This window comes from Pseudomonas sp. HN2-3 (genome assembly GCF_020691745.1).
Taxonomy (GTDB): domain Bacteria; phylum Pseudomonadota; class Gammaproteobacteria; order Pseudomonadales; family Pseudomonadaceae; genus Aquipseudomonas; species Aquipseudomonas capeferrum.
Genome location: NZ_CP085704.1, coordinates 4,338,966 through 4,353,471, shown reverse-complemented (window position 1 = coordinate 4,353,471; position 14,506 = coordinate 4,338,966). Strand labels below are relative to the sequence as shown.

General features: G+C 63.1%; 17 protein-coding genes. 12 read left to right on the top strand and 5 right to left on the bottom strand.

What is annotated here, in order from left to right; translation table 11 throughout:
• Window positions 1-91 precede the first annotated feature (91 nt).
• The gene (locus LJX93_RS19730; protein ID WP_227696301.1) at window positions 92-1,564 is read right to left on the bottom strand and encodes a nitrous oxide reductase family maturation protein NosD; all 1,473 of its coding nucleotides are present in this window, start codon (window positions 1,562-1,564) and stop codon (window positions 92-94) included.
• Between the two features lie 244 nt (window positions 1,565-1,808).
• Between LJX93_RS19730 and LJX93_RS19725 the strand changes: the two genes are divergently transcribed.
• The 3 genes from LJX93_RS19725 to def all read left to right on the top strand — a co-directional run bounded on the left by LJX93_RS19725 (window position 1,809) and on the right by def (window position 3,679).
• Entirely contained in the window at window positions 1,809-1,988 is a 180-nt protein-coding gene (locus tag LJX93_RS19725) for a CsbD family protein (protein WP_033699700.1), read from the top strand.
• Between the two features lie 198 nt (window positions 1,989-2,186).
• On the top strand, window positions 2,187-3,146 hold the full coding sequence (locus LJX93_RS19720) for a YihY/virulence factor BrkB family protein (RefSeq protein WP_033699699.1): 960 nt from the start codon (window positions 2,187-2,189) through the stop codon (window positions 3,144-3,146).
• Window positions 3,143-3,679: a peptide deformylase gene (def, locus tag LJX93_RS19715; RefSeq protein ID WP_033699698.1), complete on the top strand. Its 537-nt coding sequence runs from the start codon at window positions 3,143-3,145 to the stop codon at window positions 3,677-3,679. Before LJX93_RS19720 ends, def begins: the two co-directional genes overlap by 4 nt.
• On the opposite strand, the gene LJX93_RS19710 is transcribed toward def, so the two are convergent.
• Window positions 3,634-4,002, bottom strand: a complete 369-nt coding sequence (locus LJX93_RS19710) for a GNAT family N-acetyltransferase (protein WP_033699697.1) — start codon at window positions 4,000-4,002, stop codon at window positions 3,634-3,636. The two genes, def and LJX93_RS19710, sit on opposite strands and share 46 nt — an antisense overlap.
• Window positions 4,003-4,378: 376 nt before the next feature.
• Between LJX93_RS19710 and LJX93_RS19705 the strand changes: the two genes are divergently transcribed.
• The gene (locus LJX93_RS19705) at window positions 4,379-4,636 is read left to right on the top strand and encodes a DUF2790 domain-containing protein (RefSeq protein ID WP_033699696.1); all 258 of its coding nucleotides are present in this window, start codon (window positions 4,379-4,381) and stop codon (window positions 4,634-4,636) included.
• Window positions 4,637-4,700: 64 nt separating this feature from the next.
• Here the strand turns inward: LJX93_RS19705 and LJX93_RS19700 are convergent, their stop codons facing one another.
• A complete protein-coding gene (locus LJX93_RS19700; RefSeq protein WP_084213374.1) occupies window positions 4,701-6,062 on the bottom strand; it encodes a PLP-dependent aminotransferase family protein in 1,362 nt (453 codons plus the stop codon).
• A gap of 76 nt (window positions 6,063-6,138) precedes the next feature.
• Here LJX93_RS19700 and LJX93_RS19695 point away from each other — a divergent pair, with 76 nt between their 5' ends.
• From LJX93_RS19695 to LJX93_RS19665, 7 genes are all read left to right on the top strand, one after another.
• On the top strand, window positions 6,139-7,098 hold the full coding sequence (locus tag LJX93_RS19695; RefSeq protein WP_033700196.1) for a threonine dehydratase: 960 nt from the start codon (window positions 6,139-6,141) through the stop codon (window positions 7,096-7,098).
• A 116-nt stretch (window positions 7,099-7,214) separates the two neighbouring features.
• On the top strand, window positions 7,215-7,859 hold the full coding sequence (locus LJX93_RS19690; RefSeq protein ID WP_033699695.1) for a LysE family translocator: 645 nt from the start codon (window positions 7,215-7,217) through the stop codon (window positions 7,857-7,859).
• Window positions 7,860-7,895: 36 nt separating this feature from the next.
• Window positions 7,896-8,096: a hypothetical protein gene (locus LJX93_RS19685; RefSeq protein WP_410011004.1), complete on the top strand. Its 201-nt coding sequence runs from the start codon at window positions 7,896-7,898 to the stop codon at window positions 8,094-8,096.
• Between the two features lie 373 nt (window positions 8,097-8,469).
• Window positions 8,470-8,895, top strand: a complete 426-nt coding sequence (locus LJX93_RS19680; protein ID WP_047583801.1) for a YybH family protein — start codon at window positions 8,470-8,472, stop codon at window positions 8,893-8,895.
• A gap of 44 nt (window positions 8,896-8,939) precedes the next feature.
• Complete coding sequence (locus tag LJX93_RS19675; protein ID WP_033699692.1) at window positions 8,940-9,284, top strand: YciI family protein; 345 nt, start codon at window positions 8,940-8,942, stop codon at window positions 9,282-9,284.
• A 21-nt stretch (window positions 9,285-9,305) separates the two neighbouring features.
• Complete coding sequence (locus LJX93_RS19670; protein WP_033699690.1) at window positions 9,306-9,791, top strand: SRPBCC family protein; 486 nt, start codon at window positions 9,306-9,308, stop codon at window positions 9,789-9,791.
• Window positions 9,791-11,029, top strand: coding sequence for an RNA polymerase sigma factor (locus tag LJX93_RS19665; protein ID WP_033699688.1), 1,239 nt, complete (start codon window positions 9,791-9,793; stop codon window positions 11,027-11,029). Before LJX93_RS19670 ends, LJX93_RS19665 begins: the two co-directional genes overlap by 1 nt.
• 67 nt (window positions 11,030-11,096) lie before the next feature.
• Here LJX93_RS19665 and LJX93_RS19660 read toward each other — a convergent pair whose 3' ends face one another.
• Together LJX93_RS19660 and LJX93_RS19655 are read right to left on the bottom strand one after the other, a co-directional pair.
• On the bottom strand, window positions 11,097-11,567 hold the full coding sequence (locus tag LJX93_RS19660; protein ID WP_033699686.1) for a MaoC family dehydratase: 471 nt from the start codon (window positions 11,565-11,567) through the stop codon (window positions 11,097-11,099).
• A gap of 35 nt (window positions 11,568-11,602) precedes the next feature.
• The gene (locus LJX93_RS19655; RefSeq protein WP_033699684.1) at window positions 11,603-12,547 is read right to left on the bottom strand and encodes an alpha/beta hydrolase; all 945 of its coding nucleotides are present in this window, start codon (window positions 12,545-12,547) and stop codon (window positions 11,603-11,605) included.
• Window positions 12,548-12,771: 224 nt separating this feature from the next.
• Between LJX93_RS19655 and fadD2 the strand changes: the two genes are divergently transcribed.
• Window positions 12,772-14,460 (top strand): long-chain-fatty-acid--CoA ligase FadD2, encoded by a 1,689-nt coding sequence (fadD2, locus tag LJX93_RS19650; RefSeq protein ID WP_047583804.1) that lies wholly within the window; start codon window positions 12,772-12,774, stop codon window positions 14,458-14,460.
• The last annotated feature ends 46 nt before the right edge of the window (window positions 14,461-14,506 follow it).

The following is a 14,506-nucleotide window of genomic DNA, read 5'->3' as shown; positions in this document are numbered from 1 at the left end:
AAGGCCTGCATTGTGAGGGGTGGCGGGTGGCTGATCAAGGTTTGCCTGGGCCGGCCTCTTCGTCTGTAAACACGCGAAGAGGCCGGTTGCCTCAGCGACGAACCGGCAGGCTCAACTCGGAAGTCGCCCCGTCGGCCGTGGTCACGGTCGCCGTGAAGCTGTGCAGCCCGGCACTGTTCTCCAGCACCTGGGCAAACCGCGCCTGCCCCTTGGCATCGCTGTTCACCAGCACTTCCCCGAGATACTGCTCCGCTTCGCTGCCCGTTGCTTGCGCATTGCCGAACAACTCGACGCGCAACAGGCTCGACGCCGGCCCCTGCACCTCACCGCGGATCACGTTCCCCTCCAGCGCCATCAGCCGTGGTGGTTGCTGGTTGTGATTAGGCAACGGCTGGCACGGCTTGGGTTCACCCTGGGCATTGCAGATGATCGCCTGGTCCTTCTTCGCCAGCTCCGCCCCCACCCCGCGCGACCCCACGTACAACGCATGCGCCTGCGCCGGCACGCCGAACACGATAGCGCCGGTGCGCTGGTCTGGTACGCAAGAGCCGCCAGCCTCGCAGCGGCGGATGTCCTGGCTGTTGCCCCAGATACGGTTGGCGCTCAGGCGGGTGGCGGTGATTGCCGGCTCCGGGCGCAGGGCCACGCCGATGCGGTTGCCGTGGATCAGGTTGCCATCGAGCATGTTGCCCTCGCCGGTGACGCTGACACCGATCGAGTTGCCGCTGAAGGTATTGGCGCCCAAATAGTTGCGGTTGCCCCAGTTGATCTGCAGGCCGTCGGAGTAGTTCTCGAAACGGTTGCGGACCACGCTGTTGTCGTTGCCCAGCAGAATTTCGATGCCCTGGGAGGGCTCTGGGTTGGCCGCCGTGGAACGGAACAGGTTGTCGGCCACCAGGTTGAAGGCTGCGCCGCGGGTCAGTTCCAGGCCGTCGCCGTTGTCGATCAGCTGGTTGCGCAGCACCTTGTTGTTGACCGTGGTGGTTGCAGTCGGGTTGCCGGCACCGTCGTCGCCGGTCAGCATGATGCCAGCGCCGCCCTTGTTGGCGATGACGCGGTTGTCTTCGATGACGTTGCCACTGGCGCGATTGACCAGGATGCCAATGCAGAAGTTGCGCACTTCCAGGCCGCTCAGGTGCACGCCCTGGGTGTCGCGCAGCACCAGGCCTGGGTGGGTGGTGGTGCGCACGTTGGTGCCGAACTGGCCGGGCAGAGCGCCGGGGCAGGTGTGCACACCCTGGTCCTTGATGTAGCCCGAGCCGTCGATGGCGATGTACTGGCCGTCGCGGGCCCACGCCTGGCCGGTGATGCGCACCGGCCCTTTGATTTCAGGCAGCGCGCGCGTCGGGCGGATGACATAAGGCGCCTGGCCGACCGCAGCGATTTCGATGCGGTAGTGGCCGGGGTTGTGGTTGTTGGTCTCGATTGCCCAGCGCAGGCTGCCGGGTTGGCCGTCGTCGGCATAGCGGTCGACGCGCAGGGTTTCGGTTACGGCCGGCGAGGCGGCAAGGGTGGGCAGGGGAAGCAGTGGCAGCAGGGCCACGAGCACAGGCATCAGACGCATGGGGGCGGGTTTTCCGAAAATCGTTGTTTTTATGACTGGCCTGCCCTATGTGGGCGGGCGTATGCCGCGATTCTAGGGCAGCCGGCAGGTACTGGGCAGTTGGGCGGGGTAAATGGGTGCGATATTCGCACGCAGATTTGCCGCTCGGCTTGTTCGGGTGAAATTGGTTGAAACTCTTGCGAAAGGCCCTGGGTCCACAGACTGTCGACACGGTTCACGTGTCTCCATTTGCAGGAGTTTTGCCATGAGCGGTACTAAAGACAAAGCGAAAGGCTTGGCCAACGAAGCAATCGGTAACGTGAAACAGGGCGTCGGCAAGGTGACCGACAACGACAAGCTCAAGGCTGAAGGCAAGGCCCAGGAACTCAAGGGTGAAGCGCAGCAGATCAAGGGTGACGTCAAGGATGCCGTGAAAAAGCCTTGATGCCGTATTGAGCGTTCCATCGATTCGCGGGCAAGCCCGCCCCTGCAGGTAGCACGTAGCCGGTGGGGGCGGGCTTGCCCGCGAATGCCTGGGCCCAGTTACGTAGGCATTTTCTTTATAACCCTCGGGAGCAGCACGGCAACGGCGTGGTCTATTAGACTTGCCTGTTGTATCGATCGAGCGGCGAAAGGAGACGCTATGATATTTTCCGCCCTGCAGGGCCTGCCCTTGCACCGCGTGCTGGTGCGCACCGTCAAGGAGTTCCTTGACGACGAGATGTCCACCTATGCGTCCGCGCTGGCTTACCAGATGCTGTTTTCGCTGTTCCCCTTCCTGTTGTTCCTGATTGCCCTGATCGGTTTCCTGCATTTGCCAGACTTCTTCTCCTGGTTGCGCCTGCAATCGGAACTGGTGCTGCCGCCCCAGGCGCTGGAGCAGGTGAACCCGGTGATCGACCAGTTGCAACAGTCCAAGGGCGGGCTGTTGTCGGTGGGTATCGTGATTGCCCTGTGGACCGCTTCGGCGGGTGTGCGCTTGATGATGAGCGCCATGAACGCCGCTTACGATGTGCCGGAAGGCCGCCCGGTGTGGAAGCGCATACCGCTGTCCATCTTCTACACCGTGGGCATCGCCGGCATGCTGCTGGCTGCGGCAGCGCTGATGGTGCTCGGGCCGCAGGTGATGGAGTGGATTGCCGCCCAGGTCGGCATGCAGGAGGTCATCGTCACGGTCTGGACCATCCTGCGCTGGCCGGCGATCATCATCCTGATGATGGTAGCGGTGGCCTTGATCTACTACGTGATGCCGGATGTGAAGCAGAAGTTTCGCTTCATCACCCCAGGCTCGGTGCTGGCGGTGGTGGTGTGGATCGTCGCCTCCCTGGGGTTTGCCTACTACGTCAAAACCTTTGCCGATTACAACGCCATGTACGGCAGCATCGGTGCAATCATCGTGCTGTTGCTGTATTTCTATATTTCCGCCGCTGTGCTGTTGCTCGGCGCGGAAATGAACGCGGTGATCGAGCACATGTCGGCCGAGGGCAAGAACCCTGGCGAGAAGGATTTCGACGGTGAAAAACCCCAGGAAACCCTGACCGTGCTGGGCCACGAACACCCGCAACCGAGCCAGCATCAACCTTCCGAGCCGAACCCCAGATGATCCGTGACATTCTCAAGATGGGCGACGAACGCCTGCTGCGCATCGCCCCGCCCGTGCCCGAACACCTGATCGGCAGCGCCGAACTCCAGCAGTTGATCGACGACATGTTTGAGACCATGCGCCATGTCGGGGGTGTGGGCCTGGCCGCACCGCAGATTGGCATCGACCTGCAACTGGTGATTTTCGGCTTCGAACGCAGCGAGCGTTACCCCGATGCCGAAGCGGTGCCGCAGACCATCCTGATCAACCCGGTGATCACGCCGATGACCACCGAGGTCGAGGACGGTTGGGAGGGCTGCCTGTCGGTACCCGGATTGCGCGGCGTGGTGCCGCGCTACAAGCACATTCGCTATGAAGGGCTCGACCCGCAAGGCAACCCGATCAACCGTTTTGCCGATGGCTTCCATGCGCGGGTGGTGCAGCACGAGTGCGACCACCTGATCGGCCGGCTTTACCCCTCGCGCATCCAGGACTTCGCCAAATTCGGTTACACCGAGGTGCTGTTCCCCGGGTTGGACGCCAGCGACGACTGACCACGCTGCAGGGCCACCAGCGGCTTGCTGCGCTGGTAGCGCTGCAGGCGGGCAGCCAGGGGTTCTGGCAGCGCGGTTGCCGTGTCGAAGCCAAGGCGCTGGTAGAAGGGCACAAGGTCGGGGTGGCAGAACAGCCAAGTCGGCCCAACGGCCTGCGCCAGCGCGGCTTCGACCAGCCGCCCAGCCACACCTTGGCTGCGCTGTTGCGGGTCGACGAACAGCCCGGTAAGCCAGTAGCCATCGCCCACCGGGGTCAAGTTCAGCCCTGCAATAATGCAATTGGCACGCGCCACCCACAGTTCGCCGTCACTGGCCGAGCGCATGCGCGAGCCGTGCTGGCGGTAGAAGTGATCGAGCAGGCGTCGTTCAGGGTCGAGCAGCCTTGAGCAACACAGGTAATCAGAAATCGCGCATTTCCCTTGTTGAATCGGCCTGGTCGGGCAGAGACCAACCAACGGCTCTACGCCACTATATACCGCCCATTATGTCGCAGATTGTTGCAAATCCGGCAAGGGTGAATATCCGACTTCGGGGTTCAACTATTGCCAACCCGGAGTAGACTTTTACTCATCCCACCAGCAGTACGACGAAGCGGGATCGGTACTTCGTGTCATCTTTGCAGTCGATGACAACTTCTCCGCGCCAATGACGGCATTAGAAGTCAATCGATCAGCTTGATTGCTTTATAGGCACTCCCACATGAAACCATTACTGATTCTTGCATTGGTCGGTATGTCCTCGTTCGCCCTCGCCGATGAGGTCCAACCTGTCTCCAACCAGCCTGTGGCCCAGCAGTATGACTACTCCATGAACCTGGATATCAAACGGGTCATCAACCTGTCGACCATCCCCAATGTTTGCGAAGTGGTACCTGCAACCATGACCTATGAAGACCACCAGGGCCAGGTGCACACCATTCAGTACCGCGCCATGGGCGAGGGTTGCCAGCAGGGTTGATCGTTCAAGGTCAGCGGCCTCTTCGCGCCGCGCCGACGCGAAGAGGTTGCAGGCTTCTCCCGGTTCATTCACTGGAAAGCACCTGCCGCACCACCTCCAGCCCTTGTTTCAGTTCAGCCCGGCTGGCGGCCGCCGACAGGCTGATACGCACGGCCTGCACCTCGCTGGCGCCAATGGCGAACACACTGGCCGGTACAACCTCCACGCCCCGTTCGCGACACTGCTTGACCACCCCCTCTGCACCTTGCGGTGTGGCCAGCCACGCGTGCGGCGAAGGCTGGCCTGTGTTGTGCAACCCATCGCCCAGCAGCTTTCGCGCGAGGCGCCAGCGCTCGGTAATTTCAGCACGTTGCCAGGCCAGCCGCAGCGCTGCGGTGCCATCTTCTATCCACTGGCAGGCGATATGCAGGTTCAGTGGCGACACCGGCCAGTGACTCGCCTGGGCGTGCGGGTCGATGTGTGCAAGCAGCTGTGGGTTGGCCGCAATCCACCCTACACGCAAACCTGCTGCCACCGTCTTGGACAAGCTGCTGATGAGCACCCCTTGCTCGCCCAGCAGTGGGTACAGCGGCGGTCGGTCGCTGAGTGCGCCATACACGTCATCCTCGATCACCAGCAGCCCCAGGCGTTTGACGACCGCCGCGAGCGCTTCGCGGCGGGCGTCATCCATGCAGGCGCCCGTGGGGTTGTGCAGGGTCGGTGTGGTTACCAGTACGCGGGCACCGCTGGCGCGTGTGACACGGTCAAGGTCGTCGGGCCGCAGGCCTTGGCTGTCCAGTGCCACGCCATGCACGGGCAGGCGTAGCTGTCGGCAGGCTGCCTTGATGCCAGGTGCGGTCAAGGCTTCGAGCATGACCGGTTCACCGGCCTGGCAGAACGACTGCAGCACCAGGGTCAGTGCCTGCTGAGCGCCGCCACTGAGCAGTAACTCGTCCGGGGCCAACGCCAAGCCACGCTTGGCCAGCCAGTGCGCGCCCTGAATACGGCCGCGCAGCAGTTGCTCGGGGCCCAGGTAGTGATCCAGCAGGCTGCTGTCGCGCTGCTCCAGCACGCTGTGCAGGCTGCGCTGCAGGTCCTGATTGTGCGGGTCGGCCACCGGTACGTTGGTCGACAGGTCGATCAGCGGCTTTGGCCCGTCTTGGTGTTTGAGGCGAAACAGGGTCGCTTCCTTGCTGCCTGCCAGCACGTAGGTGCCGCGGCCGACTTCGCCGGCCACCAGGTGGCGGGCGGCAGCTTCCCGGTAGGCCTGCTGGGTGGTGCTGGGGTTCAGGTCGAGTTTCCAGGCCAGGCGCCGTTGCGGTGGCAGGCGGTCACCGACCTTGAGCTCGCCGCGCTCGATGGCATCGGCGATCGCATCGACCAATGCCAGGTAGCGGGGCTGGTCATCGTTTGCGAGCGTTGGGATCCACACGAAATTGCTACCCATGCAATATAAGGTTGTACCCATACAATGCCCGGGGCTTAGGATCGGATCAACCACCTACCGAAGAGGGATGATCGCCATGTTCGACCTGAATGCCCTGCGCGAAGCCGCCGATTTCGTTCACCAGCACGTGCCTGCAACACCGCAGCACGCCTGGCCTTTGCTGGCCGAACGGCTGGGCTGCCAGGTGTGGGTAAAGCACGAGAACCACGCGCCCACCGGTGCATTCAAGGTGCGTGGCGGGTTGGTCTACGTGCGCTCGCTGCTGGCGGGCGGCAAGCCGCCGCGCGGCCTGGTCACCGCCACGCGTGGCAATCACGGCCAGAGCATGGCACTGGCTGCCCGCCAGGCTGGCATCCCCTTGGTGATTGTGGTGCCTGAAGGCAATTCCACCGAAAAGAACGCCGCCATGCGCGCCCTCGGCGCCGAACTGGTGGAGCACGGTGTCGATTTTGATGTGGCCCGTGAAGAGGCTGCCCGGCTGGCTGATGAATTGGGGTACGCGATGGTGCCGTCGTTTCACCCGGAGCTGGTGCGCGGCGTGGCCACGTATGCCCTGGAGCTGCTCGAGGCGGTGTCTGACCTGGACAGCGTGTACGTGCCGATCGGCATGGGGTCGGGGATCTGCGGGCTGATCCAGGCACGCAACCTGCTGGGGTTGAAGACCGAGATCGTGGGGGTGGTGTCCAGTGCTGCCGATGCCTATGCGCAAAGTTTCGAACTGGGCCGCATCGTCACCACCGCCACCGCCCAGACCTTCGCCGATGGCATGGCCTGCCGCGTGCCGCACCCGGAGGCGTTCGCCTTGGTGTGCGAGCATGCCGCGCGCATCGTGCGGGTCACCGACAGTGAAGTCGCCGAGGCCATGCGGCTGTACCACGAAGCCACGCACAATACTGCCGAAGGTGCAGGGGCTGCGGCGCTGGCGGCGTTGATGCAGGAGCGCGAGCGACAAGCCGGTAGGCGGGTGGCCGTGGTGCTTAGCGGGGCGAATGTGGATCGGGCGCTGTATGCGCGCGTGCTGGCGGGCATCGACTGAGCTTGATTGGCATCAGGGGGTACCGCGCCCACTGTCATTGGGAATTTGCGCTTTCAATCGAGTGATCACTCGTGGCAGGCTCTACGGCGCTTAATTGGCCGGTCATCGAGTGCTCAATGCCTTTTTCCAATGGATTTCTCCTCAGCCTGTCCCTGTGTCTGGACATCGGCATCGCCAACATCGCCATGATCACCTTGGCCATGCAGCGTGGTTTTCTCAAAGGTTTCTGGCTGGGGCTTGGGACTTGCGTGGGTGACTTGATCTATGCCGTTGCCGCGCTGGCCGGGATGACCGTGCTGTTGCAGTTCGAAAGCGTGCGCTGGACCTTGTGGCTGGGCGGTTCGGCGCTGCTGGTGTGGTTTGCGGTGAAGATGCTGCTGGCCGCGTGGCGCGGCGGGCACATGGAGGCGCGGGCAGACGTGGTGGTGGAGTCCGGTTGGCGCGAGTTTTTGCGTGGGATCTTTTTGGCCATGTCGTCACCCACCGCGATTTTGTGGTTCGCGGCTGTCGGTGGGGTGCTGATTTCACGCTCCGGCGGTGGCAGTTTGCTGGATGCCGGGTTGTTCCTTAGCGGCTTTTTTGCTGCTGGGTTGGTCTGGTGTCTGAGCCTGTGTGGTATTGCCAGCCATGGCGGGCGCTTGCTTGGCGACCGGCTGCTGACCTGGTCGTACCTGTTGTCGGCGGCGATCTTCTGCTATTTCGCGGTTTATGTGATTGTTTCGGGGTATCGTGAATTTATTCTCGCCAGTTCGGCAGTGTAGGCAGGGGTGCATGCCTATTTAAGGGCTGCCATGTATATGCCTGCATTGACCGCAGTGCGCTGCGACCCTTATGCAAAAGCCTTTTACGAGTCGCTGATCAGCAGGGGCAAGAAGAAAATGCAGGCTATTGCTGCTGTCATGCGCAAGTACCTGACTGGCATCTGGGCGTGCATGCACGGGGATGAGCCATTTCATTCGGCCAAGCTTTTCAGCTCTGAACACCTCAGAAAAGCTTGACCGCTAACAGAGTATCTACATTTGTTTCGGGCCAGTTATTCCTGAGGCATTGGCGCGCGGCCCCTTGGTGCCCGTCTCAATATCGCGTCGGACCAACAAGGCGGTCGCGCGCAAATGCCACAGGCCTCACTGGCCCGAAACAGATGTGGGAGCGGCGGTGCGGCGATCCGACTTGCCCCGCGAAGCGCCGCGCGGGCGGCGCTCGATCTCATGGGCGCTACACAACTCCAGGCATGCACCTGCCGGCCCAACCCTTTCTTTCCGGCAACAAAAATAATTTCACCACCCTGTCGATTCCCCCGCCTACCGTTCGACCAGAGTTGAAGGCCCAGCCCAAATCTGTGCCAAAACCTCAAACGATCGGAGCACCCCGATGAGCACCTCAGCCGAAAACGAAATCCGCCAACTGATCGACCGCTGGATGCAAGCCGTGCGCGACCGCGACATCCAGGCCATCACCGCCCCCTATGCCGACGACATCGTCGCCTTCGATGCCATCAAGGCACTGCAATTCAAAGGCAAAGCCACCTACCAGGCCCACTGGGAAATGTGCATGGGCTTTTGCACCGGCCCGATGGTCTTCGAACTGGCCGAACTCACCGTGTACGCCGACGGCGACCTGGGCCTGGCCCATTGGCTGAACCGCTGCGGCCCGTCCGATGACGAGAGCCAGTGTGGCTTCATGCGCGTCACGGTCGGCTATCGCCGCCAAGGCGGGCAATGGCAGGTGATCCACGAACACTGGTCGGCACCCTTCGACATGGAAACCCAGAAAGCCCTGTTCGATCTCAAGCCCTGAGCCGATATCGCCAAACGCACTGTGCCAATGCCCTGGAGGCGACCATGAAATACCTGTGCCTGGTCTATTGTGACGAAGGGCTGCTGCACAGCCTGCCCGACAGCCCGGAAGACGCCGAGTGCATGGCGTACGCCGAATCCCTGCAGGGCGGCGGGCGCATGCTCGCGGCCGAGGCGCTGAAGTCGGTGCAGACCGCCACCACGGTGCGTGTGCGCAATGGGCAGATGAGCCTCACCGATGGCCCGTTCGCCGAGACCAAGGAGCAACTGGCCGGCTTCTATCTGGTGGATGCCCGCGACCTCAACGAGGCGCTGAACATCGCCAAGGGCATCCCCGCCGCCAGGGTCGGCAGTGTGGAAGTGCGGCCTGTGCGCGAACTGCAACCCTGACAATAACGGAGAACAACCAGCATGAGCCTTGCACACCCTGCGCAAGCGCAGCACGAGTTGTCCATCAGCCGCCTGATCGACGCACCACCGGCCAAGGTGTTCCGCGCCTGGACCGAGCCCCAGTGGCTGATGCAATGGTGGGGGCCACATGGCATGACCACCCCCGAATGCGAAATGCAGCTGTGGGTCGGTGGCCTGTTCCGTACCTTGATGCGCGCCCCGGACGGTACCGAGTACCCAACCCAGGGCGTGTTCCTGGAGATCGCCGCGCCCCGGCGGTTGGTGTTCACCGACGCTTTCGGGCCAGGGTGGGTGCCTTCAAACAAAGCCTTCATGACCGCCGTGGTGACCTTCGACGAAGAACACGGCAAAACCCGATACACCGCCCGCGCCTGGCACTGGAGCGCCGCCGACAGCCGTGCCCATGAAGAAATGGGGTTTCACCAGGGCTGGGGAGAAAGCCTGGACCGCCTGGTGGAGGTGGTGGCCCAGCGGATGCCGGACTGATGGTGACGCTGGCGCAGGTGCGCGCCGAGGTCGAGGCAGTCTACCGTCGCGATTCCCGGCGCATCCTGGCGACCTTGATTCGCCTGCTGGGGGATTTCGACCTGGCCGAGGAGGCCATGCACGATGCGTTCTTCATTGCCGTCGAGCGCTGGCAGCGTGATGGCATCCCCGACAACCCGCGGGCGTGGCTGGTTTCGACCGGCCGTTTCAAGGCCATCGACGCGTTACGCCGACGTGCCCGCTTCGACCGCTCCCAGGCGGACCTGATCATGCTGCTGGAGGGCCAGGCGCAAGACCCCAGCGACGAAGAACTGCTCGGCGACGACCGTTTGCGGCTGATCTTCACCTGCTGCCACCCGGCGTTGGCCGCCGACGCCCAGGTGCCGCTGACCCTGCGCGAGGTCTGCGACCTGACCACCGAGCAGATTGCCCGAGCGTTTCTGCAAAGCCCGGCCACCATTGCCCAGCGCATCGTGCGGGCCAAGGCCAAGATCCGCGATGCCGGCATCCCCTATCAGGTGCCGGTGCTCAATGAGTTGCCCGAGCGCCTCGAGAGCGTATTGCGGGTGATCTACCTGGTGTTCAATGAAGGGTACTCGGCATCGTCCGGCGACGCCCTGCTGCAGCAAGATCTGACTGACGAGGCGATTCGCCTTGGCCGCCTGCTGGTGCAACTACTACCCGACCCGGAGGGGTTTGGCTTGCTGGCGTTGATGCTGTTGCAGGCGTCGCGCCAGCGTGCGCGTACAGACGCCGAGGGCAATCTGGTGCTGCTCGAGCAACAAGACCGCAGCCTGTGGGACCGTGAGCGTATCGAAGAAGGCTGCGCGCTGGTGCGCCACGCCCTGCGAAGCCAGGCCTATGGCGCCTACACCGTACAGGCGGCGATTGCTGCGGTGCATGCCGAGGCGGCCACGGCCGATGCGACGGACTGGGACGAAATCGTCGGGCTGTACGATGTGTTGCAACGCTACTGGCCGTCCGCGGTGGTGGCGCTAAACCGGGCGGTGGCGCTGGCCAAGCGTGATGGGCCGCAGGTGGGGCTCGCGGAGGTTGAAGCGATTCTGGCGGCGGGGGAGTTGCGCGATTATCACCTGGCCTATGCGGCAAGGGCGCAGTTGCATGCTCAGTTGGGTCATGTCGAAGAGGCACGCGCGGCCTGGCAGCAGGCACTGGCGTTGACCCGGCAGGCGCCGGAGCGACGGCATATCGAAAGCCGTCTACGCGAATTAGGGTAAGGGTATTTGCAGCCCTTTTCGCGGTGGTTCGGCGCCCCGAACCTCCGCGAAGCGGCCTGTGCTGAAATCAGCTGGCCACGAAATGCGGTGGCGATACCAGCTCGACGGTCTGCTGCTTGCGCGGCGCCAGGATTTCGGCCTCGCCTTCGACGACCAGCTCATCGTTCTGGTTGTACACATTGGTGGCGATGCGCACCTTGAACTTGGGCAGCTTCTCGAGGATTTCCAGGCGCACGGTCAGGGTGTCGCCTATTTTTACCGGCTTCTGGAAGCTCATCTTCTGGCCCAGGTAGATGGTGCCAGGCCCAGGCAGGGTGCAGGCCACTGCGGCACTGATCAGCGCGCCGCTGAACATGCCATGGGCAATGCGTTCACGGAACATGCTCTTGGCCGCAAACTCGGCATCCAGGTGCACCGGGTTGTGGTCACCGGACATCGCAGCGAACAGCTGGATGTCGCGTTCTTCCACAGACTTCTCATAGGTGGCTTTCTGGCCGACCTCAAGGGCTTCGTAAGGCGTGTTGGTGACCTGGGACATCGGGGCTTCCTTAAGCGGTGGGGCGAGGGTGCCTATCATTCACTGCGCGCAGGGCGGCCAAGGGCCAGCGCCTGTTCGAGCCAGCCGAGAATATCGGCGGTGACCTCGTCACGGTTGGTTTCGTTGAGCACTTCGTGCCGCGCTTGTGGGTAGACGCGCAGCTGTACATGCCGGTTGCCGGTCGCGCGCAGCGCGTCGGCCAGATGGGTGAGACGCTTGCCGGCACTGACCGGATCACATTCGCCGCCAATCACCAGCAATGGCAGGTTCGGATCGATCTGCGCGAGGGTACTTGCCTGGCTGATCTGCGCCAAGCCTTGCAGCAAGTCGAGCCACAGTTGGTTGCTGCAGCGAAAGCCACACAGGGGGTCATTCACGTACAGGTCCACTTCGCCAGGGTCGCGGCTAAGCCAGTCGAAGGCCGTGCGGTTAGGCTTGAAGGCCTTGTTGAACGCGCCGAACGACAGCCAGTCTATCAGCGCACTCTTGCCCAGCGGCCCCTGGCGCCACGCCTCCAGCCGGGCAATCAGCCGCGCCACCCGGTACAACGCAGCCGGTTGGAAGTTGGAGCCGCTGAGGATCGCCCCCTGCACGCTGGCGCTGTGGTGCAGCAGGTACGCCTGGGCGATGTAGCTGCCCATGCTGTGGCCAAACACGAACAACGGTGTACCGGGGTACTGCTGACCGATGTGCTGGGCGAGCAAGCCCAGGTCATTGACCACGGCATTCCAGCCATGATTGCGGGCGAACAGGCCCAGGCTGCCCAGCTCGGCGGTGCGGCCATGGCCGCGCTGGTCGGCGGCGAACAGCGCAAAGCCGGCCTCGCTCAACGCCTGGCCCAGGCGCCGGTAGCGCCCGGCGTGCTCCGCCATGCCATGGGCCAGCAACACCACGGCCTTCACCGGGGTTGTCGGCAGCCATTGGTGCACATAGAGGCTGCAATGCTCGCTGGCGGGTAGCCAGAAGGCGTCGTGGGGCATGGCCGGTCCTTTGCGCAGGGGTACGCGCACAGTGTATGCGCAACCGGCTGGATTGCAGGAAGGGCACAAATAAGATTCACAATGTTAATGGCGGAGCTTGGCGTATATGCCGCCTTCGGCTTACCTGCTAACGTCGGTTCAACGCCTGTTTGCCATTGGCGACCAGGTCAAAGGATTACATGACCCGCTACCGGTAGCAGGTCCAGGCAGAGGAACAATAATAAATGCAAGCCGACTTCTGGAATGACAAGCGCCCGGCGGGCGTGCCTTCCACCATCGATATCCATGCCTATACCTCTGTCGTCGAGGTGTTCGAACGCTCCTGCAAGCGCTTTGCCGACCGCCCGGCGTTCAGCAACCTCGGCGTCACCCTGACCTACGCGGCGCTGGAGCGCCAGTCGGCGGCCTTCGCAGCCTGGCTGCAGCACAATACCGACCTGGCCCCGGGCGATCGCATCGCCGTGCAGATGCCCAACGTGCTGCAGTACCCGATCGCCGTGTTCGGTGCGTTGCGCGCGGGCCTGATCGTGGTCAACACCAACCCGTTGTACACCGAGCGTGAAATGCGCCACCAGTTCAAGGACTCCGGCGCCCGTGCCCTGGTGTACCTGAACATGTTCGGCAAGCGCGTGCAGGAAGTGCTGCCCGATACCGGCATCGAATACCTCATCGAAGCAAAGATGGGCGACCTGTTGCCCACCGCCAAGGGCTGGCTGGTCAACACCGTGGTCGACAAAGTGAAGAAGATGGTGCCGGCCTATCAATTGCCCCAGGCGGTGTCGTTCAAGCAGGTGCTGCGTGAGGGCCGATCGCTGAGCCACAAACCGGTGCCGCTGAGCCTCGACGACATCGCCGTGTTGCAATATACCGGTGGTACCACTGGCCTGGCCAAGGGTGCCATGCTCACCCACGCCAACCTGGTAGCCAACATGCTCCAGGTGCTGGCGTGTTTCTCGCAGCACGGGCCAGACGGGCAGAAGATGATCAAGGAAGGCCAGGAGGTGATGATCGCGCCGCTGCCGCTGTACCACATCTACGCGTTTACCGCGAACTGCATGTGCATGATGGTCACAGGCAACCACAACGTGCTGATTACCAACCCACGCGACATCGCCGGTTTCGTCAAGGAGCTGGGCAAGTGGCGTTTTTCCGGCCTGCTGGGGCTCAATACCTTGTTCGTCGCGCTGATGGACCACCCAGGCTTCAGGCAACTGGACTTTTCCGCGCTGAAGGTCACCAACTCTGGCGGCACCGCGCTGGTCAAGGCCACCGCCGAGCGCTGGGAGAGCCTCACGGGCTGCCGTATCGTCGAAGGCTACGGCCTGACCGAGACGTCGCCGGTAGCCAGCACCAACCCCTATGGCCAGCTGGCGCGCCTGGGCACGGTAGGCATCCCGGTGGCAGGCACGGCGTTCAAGGTTATCGACGACGAGGGCAACGAGCTGCCGCTGGGCGAGCGGGGCGAGCTGTGCATCAAGGGCCCGCAGGTGATGAAGGGCTACTGGCAACAACCCGAGGCCACGGCGCAGACCCTGGACGCCCAGGGCTGGCTGAAGACCGGCGACATCGCGGTGATCGACCCCGATGGTTTCACCCGTATCGTCGACCGCAAGAAAGACATGATCATCGTCTCGGGCTTCAACGTGTACCCCAACGAGATCGAGGACGTGATCATGGCCCATCCGCAAGTCGCCAGTTGCGCCGCCATCGGCGTACCCGACGAGCGCTCCGGCGAGGCGGTGAAACTGTTCGTGGTGCCGCGTGATGGCGGGGTCAGCGTGGATGAGCTCAAGGCTTACTGCAAGGCCAACTTCACCGGTTACAAGGTGCCCAAGCACATTGTGCTGCGCGACTCGCTGCCGATGACACCGGTGGGCAAGATTCTGCGGCGCGAGCTGCGTGACATTGCCTGACAAGGCTGCAAATACGCCTCTAGAGCGGGCCTTTCGGCCCGTTTTG

What these genes read in the sequence shown, in the direction of transcription:
- LJX93_RS19730 (WP_227696301.1), bottom strand. Translation starts at nt 1,564, where the DNA reads ATGCGTCTGATGCCTGTGCTCGTGGCCCTGCTGCCACTGCTTCCCCTG.
- LJX93_RS19725 (WP_033699700.1), top strand. Translation starts at nt 1,809, where the DNA reads ATGAGCGGTACTAAAGACAAAGCGAAAGGCTTGGCCAACGAAGCAATC.
- LJX93_RS19720 (WP_033699699.1), top strand. Translation starts at nt 2,187, where the DNA reads ATGATATTTTCCGCCCTGCAGGGCCTGCCCTTGCACCGCGTGCTGGTG.
- def (WP_033699698.1), top strand. Translation starts at nt 3,143, where the DNA reads ATGATCCGTGACATTCTCAAGATGGGCGACGAACGCCTGCTGCGCATC.
- LJX93_RS19710 (WP_033699697.1), bottom strand. Translation starts at nt 4,002, where the DNA reads ATGCGCTCGGCCAGTGACGGCGAACTGTGGGTGGCGCGTGCCAATTGC.
- LJX93_RS19705 (WP_033699696.1), top strand. Translation starts at nt 4,379, where the DNA reads ATGAAACCATTACTGATTCTTGCATTGGTCGGTATGTCCTCGTTCGCC.
- LJX93_RS19700 (WP_084213374.1), bottom strand. Translation starts at nt 6,062, where the DNA reads ATGGGTAGCAATTTCGTGTGGATCCCAACGCTCGCAAACGATGACCAG.
- LJX93_RS19695 (WP_033700196.1), top strand. Translation starts at nt 6,139, where the DNA reads ATGTTCGACCTGAATGCCCTGCGCGAAGCCGCCGATTTCGTTCACCAG.
- LJX93_RS19690 (WP_033699695.1), top strand. Translation starts at nt 7,215, where the DNA reads ATGCCTTTTTCCAATGGATTTCTCCTCAGCCTGTCCCTGTGTCTGGAC.
- LJX93_RS19685 (WP_410011004.1), top strand. Translation starts at nt 7,896, where the DNA reads ATGCCTGCATTGACCGCAGTGCGCTGCGACCCTTATGCAAAAGCCTTT.
- LJX93_RS19680 (WP_047583801.1), top strand. Translation starts at nt 8,470, where the DNA reads ATGAGCACCTCAGCCGAAAACGAAATCCGCCAACTGATCGACCGCTGG.
- LJX93_RS19675 (WP_033699692.1), top strand. Translation starts at nt 8,940, where the DNA reads ATGAAATACCTGTGCCTGGTCTATTGTGACGAAGGGCTGCTGCACAGC.
- LJX93_RS19670 (WP_033699690.1), top strand. Translation starts at nt 9,306, where the DNA reads ATGAGCCTTGCACACCCTGCGCAAGCGCAGCACGAGTTGTCCATCAGC.
- LJX93_RS19665 (WP_033699688.1), top strand. Translation starts at nt 9,791, where the DNA reads ATGGTGACGCTGGCGCAGGTGCGCGCCGAGGTCGAGGCAGTCTACCGT.
- LJX93_RS19660 (WP_033699686.1), bottom strand. Translation starts at nt 11,567, where the DNA reads ATGTCCCAGGTCACCAACACGCCTTACGAAGCCCTTGAGGTCGGCCAG.
- LJX93_RS19655 (WP_033699684.1), bottom strand. Translation starts at nt 12,547, where the DNA reads ATGCCCCACGACGCCTTCTGGCTACCCGCCAGCGAGCATTGCAGCCTC.
- fadD2 (WP_047583804.1), top strand. Translation starts at nt 12,772, where the DNA reads ATGCAAGCCGACTTCTGGAATGACAAGCGCCCGGCGGGCGTGCCTTCC.